The sequence below is a fragment of the Larkinella rosea genome, assembly GCF_003858635.1.
Taxonomy (GTDB): Bacteria; Bacteroidota; Bacteroidia; order Cytophagales; family Spirosomataceae; genus Larkinella; species Larkinella rosea.
This window is the reverse complement of sequence record NZ_RQJO01000015.1, coordinates 468,838-481,896: the sequence shown is the minus strand read 5'-3', so window position 1 is coordinate 481,896 and position 13,059 is coordinate 468,838. Positions and strand designations below refer to the sequence as shown.

9 protein-coding genes are annotated in these 13,059 nt (G+C 52.0%); 5 read left to right on the top strand and 4 right to left on the bottom strand.

Annotated elements, in window-relative coordinates; translation table 11 throughout:
• Positions 1-15: 15 nt before the first annotated feature.
• The 3 genes from EHT25_RS28460 to EHT25_RS28450 are packed head-to-tail and all read right to left on the bottom strand — an operon-like array spanning position 16 to position 3,768.
• Positions 16-882, bottom strand: a complete 867-nt coding sequence (locus EHT25_RS28460; RefSeq protein WP_185731516.1) for a nitrilase-related carbon-nitrogen hydrolase — start codon at positions 880-882, stop codon at positions 16-18.
• An 11-nt stretch (positions 883-893) separates the two neighbouring features.
• Positions 894-2,276 (bottom strand): dihydropyrimidinase, encoded by a 1,383-nt coding sequence (gene hydA / locus EHT25_RS28455; protein WP_124878844.1) that lies wholly within the window; start codon positions 2,274-2,276, stop codon positions 894-896.
• The gene (locus EHT25_RS28450; RefSeq protein ID WP_124878843.1) at positions 2,260-3,768 is read right to left on the bottom strand and encodes an NCS1 family nucleobase:cation symporter-1; all 1,509 of its coding nucleotides are present in this window, start codon (positions 3,766-3,768) and stop codon (positions 2,260-2,262) included. Before EHT25_RS28450 ends, hydA begins: the two co-directional genes overlap by 17 nt.
• Before the next feature lie 228 nt (positions 3,769-3,996).
• Between EHT25_RS28450 and EHT25_RS28445 the strand changes: the two genes are divergently transcribed.
• Positions 3,997-4,587, top strand: coding sequence for an RNA polymerase sigma factor (locus tag EHT25_RS28445; RefSeq protein WP_124878842.1), 591 nt, complete (start codon positions 3,997-3,999; stop codon positions 4,585-4,587).
• A 34-nt stretch (positions 4,588-4,621) separates the two neighbouring features.
• Here EHT25_RS28445 and EHT25_RS28440 read toward each other — a convergent pair whose 3' ends face one another.
• Positions 4,622-5,392 carry a metallophosphoesterase family protein gene (locus tag EHT25_RS28440; protein ID WP_124878841.1) on the bottom strand — a complete coding sequence of 257 codons (771 nt, stop codon included), beginning with the start codon at positions 5,390-5,392 and terminating at the stop codon, positions 4,622-4,624.
• A gap of 210 nt (positions 5,393-5,602) precedes the next feature.
• Here EHT25_RS28440 and EHT25_RS28435 point away from each other — a divergent pair, with 210 nt between their 5' ends.
• The 4 genes from EHT25_RS28435 to EHT25_RS28420 all read left to right on the top strand — a co-directional run bounded on the left by EHT25_RS28435 (position 5,603) and on the right by EHT25_RS28420 (position 12,872).
• Complete coding sequence (locus EHT25_RS28435) at positions 5,603-6,610, top strand: FecR family protein (protein ID WP_124878840.1); 1,008 nt, start codon at positions 5,603-5,605, stop codon at positions 6,608-6,610.
• A gap of 51 nt (positions 6,611-6,661) precedes the next feature.
• A complete protein-coding gene (locus tag EHT25_RS28430; RefSeq protein ID WP_229311822.1) occupies positions 6,662-10,105 on the top strand; it encodes a SusC/RagA family TonB-linked outer membrane protein in 3,444 nt (1,147 codons plus the stop codon).
• 70 nt (positions 10,106-10,175) lie between these two features.
• A complete protein-coding gene (locus EHT25_RS28425; RefSeq protein ID WP_124878839.1) occupies positions 10,176-11,693 on the top strand; it encodes a RagB/SusD family nutrient uptake outer membrane protein in 1,518 nt (505 codons plus the stop codon).
• A gap of 138 nt (positions 11,694-11,831) precedes the next feature.
• Entirely contained in the window at positions 11,832-12,872 is a 1,041-nt protein-coding gene (locus EHT25_RS28420) for an alpha/beta hydrolase family protein (RefSeq protein ID WP_124878838.1), read from the top strand.
• Positions 12,873-13,059 lie beyond the last annotated feature (187 nt).

Sequence of the window (13,059 nt, the reverse complement as noted above, 5' to 3'; positions counted from 1 at the left end):
TTAATTCTTAACTCATTAGAGTTCCACCAATTTATGATACGTTTCCGGTCTGCGGTCGCGGAAAAACTGCCAGACGCTGCGGACTTCTTCGATCAGATCGAGGTCAAATTCGGCGATCAGCAGCTCGTCTTTATCTTCCGAAGCTGTGGCAAAAATTTGCCCGCGCGGATCGACGAAATACGACGAACCATAAAACCGCCCCAGGTTCCAGGGTTTTTCTTCGCCCACCCGGTTGATGCACCCCATAAAATACCCATTGGCCGCTGCATGGGCGGGTTGTTCCAGCTTCCAGAGGTATTGGGACAAACCGGCCACCGTCGCCGAAGGATTGTATACAATTTCTGCGCCATTTAATCCCAGACACCGCGCCCCATCCGGAAAATGACGGTCGTAGCAGATGTAAACCCCAATTTTGGCGTAGCGGGTCTGGAAAACCGGGTAACCCAGGTTGCCGGGCTTAAAGAAGAATTTCTCCCAAAAACCGGACGTATGCGGAATGTGGTTCTTGCGGTATTTCCCCAGATACGTTCCGTCTGCGTCGATCACAGCCGCCGTATTGTACAGCACGCCAGCCTGCTCTTTTTCGAAGATCGGAACGATCATCACCATGCTGTATTTTTTGGCATATTCCGCCATCTGATCGATCGTTGGGCCGGGAATGGTTTCCGCCGATTTGTACCATTCGCGGTCTTGTCCCGGGCAGAAATAGGGCGTATTGAATATTTCCTGCAAGCACAGAATCTGCACGCCTTTTTGCCCGGCTTCGTCGATGAGCGGCAGGTGTTTTTGCACCATCGCTTCTTTAATTTCCGCAATCGTACCTTCGCCTTCGGTCAGCGGCAGACTCATTTGGATCAATCCCGATTTGATAATTCGTGGCATAAGGCTGTGGATTAAATCGTACCGCTTACTTTATTTCGTTTGATAAACTGGCCATATCCTTTTTCGGCCAGACAGGTTCCGTCGTCAATAACAACCTTTCCGCGCAACAATACGGTTTTTACTTTTCCGGTTATTTCCCAGCCTTCATATGCCGAATAATCGACATTCATGTGGTGTGTTTCCGCCGAAAGACGATGCTTTGTAGTGGGGTCAAAAATGACTAAATCCGCATCGCTGCCCACGGCAATGGTCCCTTTTCGCGGAAACATGCCGAAGATCTTTGCCGGATTCGTACACGCCACTTCGACGAATTTATTCAGTGATATTTTTCCGCTATGAACGCCCTCGCTATAGAGCAATTCCAGGCGGTTTTCGATGGCGGGATGGCCGTTGGGAATCTTGGAAAAATCGTCTTTGCCCATCAATTTCTGTTCCCACTTAAACGGACAATGATCGGTGGCTACGACCTGCACCAGCCCCTGATTGATCCCGGCCCAGAGCGTCGTCTGGTCTTTTTTCTCGCGCAGGGGCGGACTCATCACCCACTTGGCGCCTTCCGCAGCGTTTTCGTAGAGCGACGCGTCCAGAATCAGATACTGAATGCAGGTTTCTACAAATACTTTCTGGTTGCGCCGAGTCGCGTTCCGAACGGCATTCAGCGCGCCCTCGCAGGTCATGTGGACGATGTAACCGGGGCAGCCCGTGTAGTCGGCCATGTCGGCAAACCGGCCGCTGGCTTCGGCTTCGGTCATTTCCGGCTGCGAAAGGTAGTGGTAAAGTGGGGTTAGTTTCCCTTCGGCGCGGTGTTTGGCCGTGAGGTAATCGATGACGTCGCCGTTGGTGGCATGAACCGTCACCAGGCCGCCCTGTTTTTTCACTTCCTGCATCAGCGCTACCATCTGCCGGTCGTCAATCATCAGCGCACCCTTGTACGCCATGAAGGTCTTAAACGAAGTAATACCTTCATTATCAATCATCTCCCGGATTTCGTCGCGCGTGTTTTCGTTGAAATCCGTGACGGCCATGTGGAAACTGTAGTCACCCACGGCGGTTCCACGGGCCCGGGAGTTCCACTCAGCTAACGCTTCTTTTAACGAATGTCCCTGTTTTTGCAGGACAAAATCGATGACGGTGGTGGTGCCGCCGTGCAACGCTGCGCGGGTGCCGGTTTCGTGCGTATCGCTCGAGAACGTACCCATGAACGGCATATCGAGGTGAACGTGCGGATCCACACCGCCGGGAAACACCAGCAATCCGGTGGCATCGATCACATTGTTGGCCCGAAACGGCAGGTCTTTTCCGATGGCCTGAACGGTTTCGCCCTCCACCCAAATGTCGGCCACATAATCATCCGTCGCCGTGACGATCCGTCCATTTTTAATCAAAAGCGACATGCGGCAGTTCGGTTGACGTTGTGGGTTGATACGATCGCATCATGACCAGATAAACCAGTCCGCTGACCAGAAAACCGACAAACCAGGCGTAATGATACAGGTGTGAAATCCAGGCCGGAACGCTGTCCGAAGGGATCAGTTGAATAGTCGTCAGAAATCCGGGAACGTTGGGCAGAATACCGGCCAGCAGCGCAACAATAGCCGCCGGATTAAAACCGGTTTTAAAGCTGTAAATCCCGTTCGACCGGTATAATTCACTAGTGATTAATTGCTGTTTCCGAACGAAGAAATAATCCGCAATCATAATGCCGCCAACCGGCCCGAGCAGACTCGAATAACCGACCAGCCACGTAAAGATATAGCCACTCGGATCGGCAATAAGTTTCCACGGAAAAATCAGAATTCCGATGACGCCGGTGATGTAACCGCCTTTCCGAAAGTCGATTTTGGAAGGCGCCAGGTTGGCGAAATCGTTGGCCGGACTCACCATATTGGCCGCAATGTTGGTAGCCAGGGTCGAAATGGCGACGGCGATCATGGCGATGCTGACGATGAGTTTATTCTCGAATTTTCCGGCCAGCACCAGCGGGTCCCAGATCGTGGTGCCGTAAATAATCGTCGTGGCTGAAGTGACCACCACACCAATGAAGGAGAACAAAGTCATCGACGGAGGCAGTCCGATAATCTGGCCATTGATCTGCGCTTTCTGGCTTTTGGCGTAACGCGTAAAGTCAGGAATGTTCAGCGATAACGTCGCCCAGAAACCGACCATTCCGGTTAAGGCCGGGAAGAAAAATGCGAAAAAATCGGCTGTCGTTACAAATTTAGACGGTTGTTCCAGAATCGGGCCTAGACCGTTTCCGGCCGAAATGGCCCAGAATAATAAGGCAAACGCGGCTACGGGCAGAAAGAACGCTTTGAAAACCAGCAGTTTTTTGATGCTTTCGACACCCAGGTAAATGACGTACATATTCAGTAACCAAAAGAAAAAGAAGCAGATAGCCGGACCGGTTTGTAAACCGAATGAATCCGGAAAAACCGCAGGTAGGGTTTCCAACACCGGAAACCAGAGCCGGAACATCTGGTACAACGCAAAACCGCCAATCCAGGTCTGAATGCCGAACCAGCCGCAGGCAACAATGGCCCTCAGCAGGGCGGGAATGTTCGCTCCGCTGGTGCCGAAACTGGCGCGGGCCAGCACCGGGAATGGAATACCGTATTTCGCTCCCGCGTGTCCGTTTAATACCATCGGAATCAGCACAATCGTGTTGCCGATGAAGATGGTCAGAATGGCCTGCCACCAGTTCATCCCGCCTTCAATAAGCGAACTGGCGAGCATGTAGGTTGGAATGCACAGACTCATGCTGATCCACAGGGCTGCGTAATTCCAGGTGGTCCAGGTGCGTTTGTCAACCGGAATCGGCGCGAGGTCTTCGCTGTAAAGAGCGGAAGAAGGAAGCGGGTTTTGAATTTCTGCGGTATTTGTGGGCATATCGAATCGGCAAGGTTAGGAATTGATAACGGGCGGAAATCAGGATGGGTAAGTTAAAAATAAAGCCCGGATTATCAACTACCGATTAATCACCTGAAATGGGGGAAGCGGTTTTTTATTTTGGTCTGATTACTGTCATTTTCTTATTTAAACGGTAGTAGGATTACTAAAAAAAATGATATTTTAGGACCGGTTTTTACCACGCCAGTCTCTATTAAAAACGTGACAATGAAACGATATTACCAGCAGGAAGAGGATATTGGGTTGTTTCAGCGAATGCAGCAGGACGACCCTCTGGCCTTTGAAGAAATTTACAACCGGTATTTTCTGAAACTGTCCAATACGGCTTTTAAACGGCTTCAGGATCGGGAAATGACCGAGGAAATCGTGCAGGAATTATTTGTCAATCTCTGGCTGAAACGCCACCGGCTCCCGGAGCTGAAACAGCCCGAAAGTTACCTCCAGACGCTGCTTCGGAATTCGGTGATCGACTGGTTTCGGGCGCGGGCCCGGCAGGACGGTTTTGCCGCCGAGATGCTGGCTCAGCCGGATCGCCAGATTGTCAACGCCACCGAACAACATATCTTATACGCTGATTTACAGCAAGCTTACGAATCGACGATCGGTCAACTGCCGGACAAATGCCGTCAGGTTTACGCGCTCCACCAGCAGGGCCGGTCGGTGGCCGACATTGCCGATCAGCTTCAGATTGCCCCCAAAACCGTTGAAAGCCATTTACTGAAAGCGCATCAAACGCTGCGGCACGTGCTGAAAGACTATTCGGCGGTGGCTGTCGCGTTGTTCAACTTCGTTTTTTAATCCGCCGGTTCTCCATTTGGGGGATATTTCGCTTTTACTTCACGACCTCACCGACTGACAAAAAATCCGCGTAGAAGTCCGGAATCGGGCTTTGGCGAATGGCTCCGATCGTTTCTTCGATTTTGTAATCAACCTTAATTAACTCGAATTGCAGGGAATCGGGGCGAAAGGCGGTTTTCGAATCGGCAACGGTGATGAGCAAATACGTCGCCAGCCGATCGGCTTCTTTGGACCGGCCCACCGACCCGCAATTGATAGCGGTTTTCACGGTCGGCCCCGGAATAGCGCGAATGTACGACTGGTGCGTATGGCCCATCACCAGTACATCGGCGTTTTTTTCGGCCATCATCGACGCTACCTCTTCCCCGTCGTGATCCACATAAATGTATTCGTCGATGGAACGCGGACTGGCGTGTACCAGCAGTAAACGAACATCCCGGTCCGAAAAACCGAACGTCAATTGAATGTGACGGGGCAGCGTCGCCAGAAAAGCTTTATTTTCTTTGGTGATGGCATTCCGGGTGAAGTCGATGGCGGCCATCCGGCACTGCGTTTCGAAGGGGCCGTGTTTGAGCAGCGGAACAACCGGCAGATCGAATGCAATGCGTTCGTCGTGGTTGCCCATCAGGGTCGGAATGCGGTTTTGGCGAATCAGATCGATCACTTCATTGGGCCAGGGTGCAAAGTCAACCAGATCGCCCAGGCAATACACTTGATCAGCCCGCCGGTTTTCGATGTCGTTTAAAACGGTTTTCAAAGCCGGGAGATTCGCATGAATGTCACTAATAACCGCAATTTTCAACATAAAAGGGAATAAACGGTACGGACAAAGATACCAGCCGATTGGGTTTGTGAAAAAGATAAAGTCGGGCTTGTGTGGTACAAATCAATGATGGATCGGGAATGCTGACTTTTTTTCAAAATTGTCCGCAACTGACTAAGGTTTTTGCGCGGTTTGTTCGTCTTAAGGGAAATGGATTGGATTTTACCATCTTAATCTATCAATCTGACGAGAATGGACGACAACTACCCTTCACCTGAATTACTGGAAAAATACCTCTCCGGCCGTTGCTCCCCCGACGAAGCTCAGCGGGTCGAACGTTGGTACGATTCGTTTGAAAACCGCCCGGATTTAGCCGAAAAGCACCCCCAGACGCAGGAATCGGCCTATTCCCGGAGAATCCTGCAACAAATCCGTCAGCGCATCGAGAACGCCGAACCGAATCCGGTGCGTCCGCTGCGGTTTGGCCGAAATTGGTTCTGGGCGCTCGGTGGTGTGGCGGCAGCCTTACTTGTCCTGACGTTGGGGTTCTGGCAATTTCAACGCATCGAAACCACGGAAAAACCGGTATCAGTTAGCCCGAAAATGGCGGAACGAACGCTGGAGAATAAAACCAGAACGATTCTACGGCGTGAACTGCCGGACGGCAGTGTGGTCTGGCTGAGTCCCGCGACGAAATTGCATTTCCCGGAGCGGTTTGCGGCCTCGCAACGGATTGTGCAACTGGAAGGGGAAGCTTTTTTTGAAGTTCACCGGGATACGACCCGCCCGTTTGTCATTCAGACCGGGAAGCTCAAAACCGAAGTGCTGGGCACGACTTTCAACGTCCGCGCCTACCGCAACAGCGCCCGGTTCGAGGTATCGGTTGTCACCGGAAAAGTGGCCGTGAGTGTCGCCAACCAACAACCGGTTTTACTGACGGCCCGCCAGCAGGCGGTTTTTAACCCGAAAGCCGAGTCGCTCGCCAAAACGAAACTGCCGCGTTTTGCCAAACCCAAACCGTGGGAACCGGCCACGATTGCCTTCGAATGGGCGTCGCTCCGGCAGGTAGCCGATGCGCTGGAAGAAACGTTCGGCGTCCGGATTCAATTTCGGAATCCGGCGCTCCAGAATTGCAAACTGCGAGCCGATTTTACAAACATGCGCTTGCCCGTTATCCTGAATTTACTCTGTAAAACGACCGACGCGTCGTATACACTTGATGGCCAGAACATCGAACTCGATGGCCTGGGTTGCCCTTAATTACGCGCTTTTTTTATCTATCCACTTTTAAACCTGTTTCACTATACTGCTATGAGCAATCAATTTTACGCTCCACCAGGCGGCATGGCATTTTCCTTCCGGCAGACGCTTGTCCACCTGTTTTTGGTGGTTGTTTTATCATCCGCGTCGTTTGCCGGAAACCGGCCCGGCCTGGATAGGCCGGGCCAGGATGAACTCAGCCGAAAAGTAGTTTTGAAAGTTGAAAACGTGACGCTGCGGGATGCCCTGCTGCAAATCGAACGAAAGACGCACATCAAGTTTGTGTACAGCAGCCGGATTATTCAGGAACAGCGGGTCAGTTTCCACACCCAGGGTGGTCGGTTGGCCGATGTGCTGGATAAACTGCTGATGCCACTCAATATTTCGTATGAACTGGTTGATAACCAGATTGTATTGTCGAAAAAAGAAACATCGGCAACCGAAACCGCGCCAACGACACCCGTCGAAAACACCGCCGAAGTGAAGCCAGCGCAGGCTGTCGTTTTTACGGTAAAAGGGGTGGTGAAAGAAGCCGCCGGGAATCCGCTGCCGGGCGTTAACGTGGTGGAAAAAGGCACCAGCCGGGGCACGAATACCGATGCGAACGGCGCCTTTCAACTGGACGTTACGGACGGTAATGCCACGCTGGTATTCAGTTCGATTGGTTACCTCAAACAGGAAGTGGCCGTTGGAAACCAGAGCACTATGACCGTGAGCATGGCGATCGATAACCGCAACCTCGACGAAGTGGTGGTGATCGGCTACGGAACGGTTCGGAAAAGTGACCTGACTGGTTCGGTAGCGGCTATTAAAGGCGATAAACTGCTGGATCGGCAGGCCAATAACGTGGCGCAGTCGCTTCAGGGCCGGATTCCGGGCGTCGATGTTATGGTGAATTCCTCCGCGCCGGGGTATCAACCCCGCGTTCGGATTCGGGGGGTTGGCTCCATCAACTCGAGTCTCGAACCGCTGTATGTAGTCGATGGAATCATTGGGGTAACAAATGCCAACCTGCTGAATCCCAACGATATCGAATCGCTGGAAGTATTGAAAGACGCATCGGCGACGGCCATTTATGGCGCGCGCGGTGCCAACGGCGTGATTATCATTTCGACCAAACGCGGAAAATCGGGGGCCACGCAGGTTTCCTACGACACCTGGGCGTCGTTGATTACGCCCGCCCGGTATCTGGGTACGTTGAGCGCCGACGAATTCATGTACGTCTACAACAAAGCGTTCGATAACGCGGCCAAGTACGATCCGGCCGGTTTTGCCAGCGGCAAATTCGTGCGCAACGATCCGAAAAGCTTCCCGAATCTGTTCGATTCCAACGGAAAACCGCTCTATAACACCGACTGGGAACGCGAAGTGTATAAACCGACGGGTTCGCAAAACCATGAGCTGGGCGTTCGGGGCGGCACCGATAAAACGTCGTACAGCATTTCGCTGGGCTACACCGATCAGGGCGGTTTGATGATCAATTCGTGGTATAAACGCTATTCGGCCAAGTTTACGCTGGACAACCAGGTGAACAAATGGCTGAAGTTTGGCGGCAGTATTTTCCTGAACAAATCGAGCCAGAAAGAAGCCGACGACGCATCCGGCGGTTTGAACGTGCCGCGAATGGTGATGGAAGCCATTCCCATTTTGCCGATCAATTACCCCGACGGAAGCTGGGGCCGCAACAAAGACTGGCCCGGCATGGAAGGGGGCGAAAACCCGGTTCGGATTACGCTCCAACGCCAGCGGTTTAACTACAACACGCAGGTGTTGGGGCAGGTGTATTCGTTGATCAATTTCGCGCCGAATCTGACGCTGCGTTCCAGTCTGGGATATGACCTGCTGTTTTACAAACGCAATTTCTACTCCGGCCGTGATCTGAACGCGCTGTCGGCGGACCAGAAAGGGGTGGCCGAAATCAACTCGAACCAGGAAACCTACTGGCAGTTTGAGAATTACCTGAACTGGAACAAAACCTACGGCGACCACACGGTAACGGCGCTGGCGGGTTTGTCGTGGCAGGAACGGCACTACGAAAACTACACGGCTTCGTCGCAGAACTTCATCGACGATTTCTGGGGGTATCACAACCTTGGCGTTGGAACGAGTTTGCAAACGCCGTCGTCGGGCGATGGCGAATGGTCGCTGAACTCGTATTTCGGTCGGTTAAACTACAACTTTAAAGACAAATACCTGGTGACCTTCACGGGTCGTTACGATGGTTCGTCCAAGTTCGGGGTCAACAACAAATACGCCTTTTTCCCGTCGGCGGCCGTGGCCTGGAACGTTTCGCAGGAGGAATTTCTGAAATCGGCCACCTGGCTGTCGAACCTGAAAATCCGCGCCAGTTACGGAAAAACCGGTAACCAGGAAATCGGGCAGTACGCGTCGCAGCAGTTCCTCGGCACAGGAACCATTCTGCTGGGCGGTGCGCGCTCGACCGGAATCTGGCGGAGTTCGTTCGGGAACCCGGATTTGCGCTGGGAGTTTACCAATCAGCTGGACATTGGTGCTGACATCGGTCTGTTCAATAACCGGGTCGATCTGACGCTGGACTATTACCACAAGATCACGAAAGACCTGCTGCTGAACGCGCCCATTCCGTGGTCGACCGGTTTGAGCACCGTGACGCAAAACATCGGTTCGGTCGAAAACAAAGGGTTTGAACTGGGCATTAATACGCGCAACATCAGTACCAGCAAGTTCAACTGGTCGACGAACATTGCGTTTTCGACCAACAAGAACAAAATCCTGAAGCTGGGTGCGAACGGCGACGACATTTTCCCCGGCCCGAATTTCCTGGGTAACACCAATATCCTGCGCATCGGTTATCCGATCGGTACGATCTGGGGTTACAAACGACTGGGTGTTTTCGGGACGAGCGAAGCCGATCTGGCGGCCAAATACAACAAGCGGCCGGGTGATTTGAAATGGGCGGATTTGAACAACGACGGCAAAATCGACGCACAGGACGAGGGCATTATTGGCCGGTCGTATCCGAAATGGACGATGAATATTGGCAACTCGTTCCAGTTTGGCAAGTTCGATCTGTCGTTCGACATCCGGTTTGTGATGGGCGTCAATACCGTAAATGCCACAAAGCACTCGGTGGAAGACCGGCAGGCCATCGCCAGTAGCTCCCGGACGGTTTTAGGTGCGTGGACGCCTGAAAACCAGAACAGTATGATTGCCGAGATTCGCCAGTACAACGCCGGTTATTCGACGCACATGGACGACTGGTGGATGGAAGATGGCTCGTTCATTCGCGGACAGAATGCGGTTTTAGGCTACTCGCTACCGACCAAATTCGGCAAAGTGAATTTCCAGCGGTTACGGGTATACGCCAGCGCGCAGAATTTCTTCCTGAGCGACAACTACTCGGGCTACGACCCCGAAGCGCTGACCGGTTTTGGCGGACAGCTGGTGGCCAACATGGAATTTTTCCAGTACCCGCGCCCGCGTACGTTTAGCCTGGGTTTGAATGTGACATTCTAACGTTTACGGTTCACGGTTTTCAGTTTACAGTAAACCGAAAACCGTAAGCCGAGAACTATAAACTTTGATCATGAAAAAACACCTTATTTTACCCATACTGGCCGCCGGTTTAACGCTGGCTTCCTGCGAGGATTTCCTGAAAGAACATCCAACCGGCTCCCTGACGACCGGTTCGTCGGTTTCCAGCCCGGAAATTGCCCGCGCCTTTGCGGACGGCGCTTACTCGAACATCACCACCTGGAACAACGGCGGTGGTGGCTGGGGCGGCAACAATGCGTCGCTGCTCGAATACATGACGGGGAAAGCCGACGGCAATTCGCAGACCGAAGCCTTCAAGTTTTACAACCTGGAATACACCTCCAACGCGTTTTACATCGACAACTGGTGGTCGGGCATGTTCTCGGGCATTGCCCGCGCCAACCTCGCGATTCAGAAAATTGGCGAAATCGCGACCTTGCCCGCAGCGACCAAAACCAATATGATTGCCGAGGTAAAAACCATGCGGGCGCTTTATTATTTCCAGTTGGTGCGGATGTTTGGCGACGTTCCGAAATTGACGACGTTGGTGACGGAACTGGGGCAGGTGGCCACCAAACGGTCGCCGGTGAAGGAAATCTACGACGAAATCATCATTCCCGACCTGCTGGAAGCCGAGAAATCGACTTTGCCCTGGCGTGATGCGGGGGGGCGGATTTCGATGGGGGCGATTAAGTCGATTCTGGCGGACGTGTATTTGACCTATGCCGGTTTTCCGGTAAAAGCGGGTGTCCCGGCGTATACCGAATCGGCCAAGCGTTCGAAAGAACTCCTCGACAACGGCACGTACACGCTGTTCCCGGAATATACGGACATGATCAATCCCGCTAACCGCAACACGAAGGAATTCATTTTGCAGGTGCAACACGAAAAGGACATTCGGAACAACGGGATGACGCCGGTTATTTTGCCCACGCTGCGCGGTATTGCTTCGTATTCAGACGAATACGGTGGTCTGATTCCGCGCAAGGAGTTTGTGGAGAGCTACGAAAAAGGGGACAAACGCACGCAGGAAAAGCAGTTCTACTATACGTTCTACAAAGGCCACCCGTCGGATTATCCGCTGGGCGACCCGCGCCGGGAGCGGCTGGATCTGGGCGGTTATTACATCTACAAATATTTTGATGTGCAGGCCGTTGACAACGACGCCAAAGCCAATATCAACTTCACGATCTACCGGTTGGCAGACGTGATGCTGATGTATGCCGAAGCGTCGAACCGGGCAGAGGGTAAACCGAATGCGCAGGCCGCCAAAGCACTCAACGACATTCGGGCGCGGGCCAAACTGGCTCCGGTAACCACCACCAACGTCGACGAATTTGAGCAGGCGGTTTGGGCGGAACGGTATTTTGAACTGGCTTACGAAGACAAGATGTGGTTCGACATGATCCGGACGCGGAAAGTGCGCAACGACATTACCAAGCAATGGGACGATTTTGTCGGTCACAAGACGGTTTATGGTAAAACATTTACAGCCAATCAGTTGCTGCTACCGATTCCGTTGCGCGAAATCAATAACAACCGCAACCTGGTGCAGAATCCCGGTTTTTGATCTTTTTCCTGCCTAATCTAAATCGAACGTTCACCCCGCCGGAGCCATCCGGCGGGGTTCGTTGTTTAACAAATCTTAACTTGGACGGAGCGGACAACGCCATCTATCTTTAACAACGTACCACAACCGACTTTGGCCGTGAAATACCTTCTCGCCCTTTTATTCAGTACCGCGCTTCTCCGTCCGGCTTTTTGTCAGCACCGCCAGCAGGACGTTGGCGATTGCACGGTTTTCACCATTCCATCCAAGGGTGATTCCATCACGTTCGCCGTGGTCGCTAAAAGAGGAGAACTGAGCAAAAAGAAACCCATTTTTCTATTTCGACAAGGTTCCTTGCCGATTCCGTTGTTTACGATCAATCCCAAGACTAACCGACCAGCCTTAACGGAACTGCCCACAATCTGTTACGACCATGGAGCAGAATACTATAGCATCATGATTGCCAAACCCGGTTTGCCGTTGGTTGTCAAGGATTCCTACCTGGATACATTGTTCAGCTCCCGAAGTACCCCAAAGTCAACGATGTATCCACCTGTTTATCAGTCAAGTAACTACCTTGATTATTACGTTGATCAGACCAATGCCGTTCTGCAGTTTGTCCTCAGCCAGCCCTGGGCTGATCCAAAACGCGTTGTTTTAACGGGCGGTTCGGAAGGGTATCATGTAGCGATTAAAACCGCTTTTACGAACAGAAAGGTAACTCATTTAATTGCTTTTTCGGGTGGTCTGGAGGGCCGCCAGCAATCCATCATACGTCAGGAACGAATGAAAGGATACACGGGCGAATCTACCCAGGAAGAAGCCCAGCGCAGCGTTGAGGCTTGGCAACAGCAGTGGGCAGCTATTTGCCAGGATTCATTGAATGCAACCGCAACGCTCGGCGATCCAAACCGGACGACGTATTCGTTCTCTCACGGGCACAACAAAGACTTTTTGCTGGCATTGACTATTCCGATTTGTATCGCTTATGGTACTGCCGATATCGGTTCTACGTCCAACGATATTTTACCGATGGAATTTGCGCGTCGCGGCAAGACCAATCTTACGCTGAAGGTCTATCCCAACCACGATCACACATTCCATAAACTAATTTATAGCCCTGAAGGTAAGGTGGTTAACAAAGTGTATAATGGGACAGCGGTGGCAAAAGATTATTTCGAGTGGCTAAAACGGCACTAAGTATCAAACCGCTTCCCAACTAAAACCAGCCTGCCTGAGCGTATAGCCTGCAAATACGTTACCTCAAAATAACTGTCAAATCGCATCCGGCATCTTCTTTGCTCCACTCAAACTTATTGACTATTTTTACAAGAAAACTATTTTTCGTTTACTTTAGTATTTATATATTGTTTACAAAAATAAGATA

Excerpts from the sequence above, each read along its gene's own strand:
- EHT25_RS28460 (WP_185731516.1), bottom strand. The coding sequence starts at position 882 with ATGCCACGAATTATCAAATCGGGATTGATCCAAATGAGTCTGCCGCTG.
- hydA (WP_124878844.1), bottom strand. The coding sequence starts at position 2,276 with ATGTCGCTTTTGATTAAAAATGGACGGATCGTCACGGCGACGGATGAT.
- EHT25_RS28450 (WP_124878843.1), bottom strand. The coding sequence starts at position 3,768 with ATGCCCACAAATACCGCAGAAATTCAAAACCCGCTTCCTTCTTCCGCT.
- EHT25_RS28445 (WP_124878842.1), top strand. The coding sequence starts at position 3,997 with ATGAAACGATATTACCAGCAGGAAGAGGATATTGGGTTGTTTCAGCGA.
- EHT25_RS28440 (WP_124878841.1), bottom strand. The coding sequence starts at position 5,392 with ATGTTGAAAATTGCGGTTATTAGTGACATTCATGCGAATCTCCCGGCT.
- EHT25_RS28435 (WP_124878840.1), top strand. The coding sequence starts at position 5,603 with ATGGACGACAACTACCCTTCACCTGAATTACTGGAAAAATACCTCTCC.
- EHT25_RS28430 (WP_229311822.1), top strand. The coding sequence starts at position 6,662 with ATGAGCAATCAATTTTACGCTCCACCAGGCGGCATGGCATTTTCCTTC.
- EHT25_RS28425 (WP_124878839.1), top strand. The coding sequence starts at position 10,176 with ATGAAAAAACACCTTATTTTACCCATACTGGCCGCCGGTTTAACGCTG.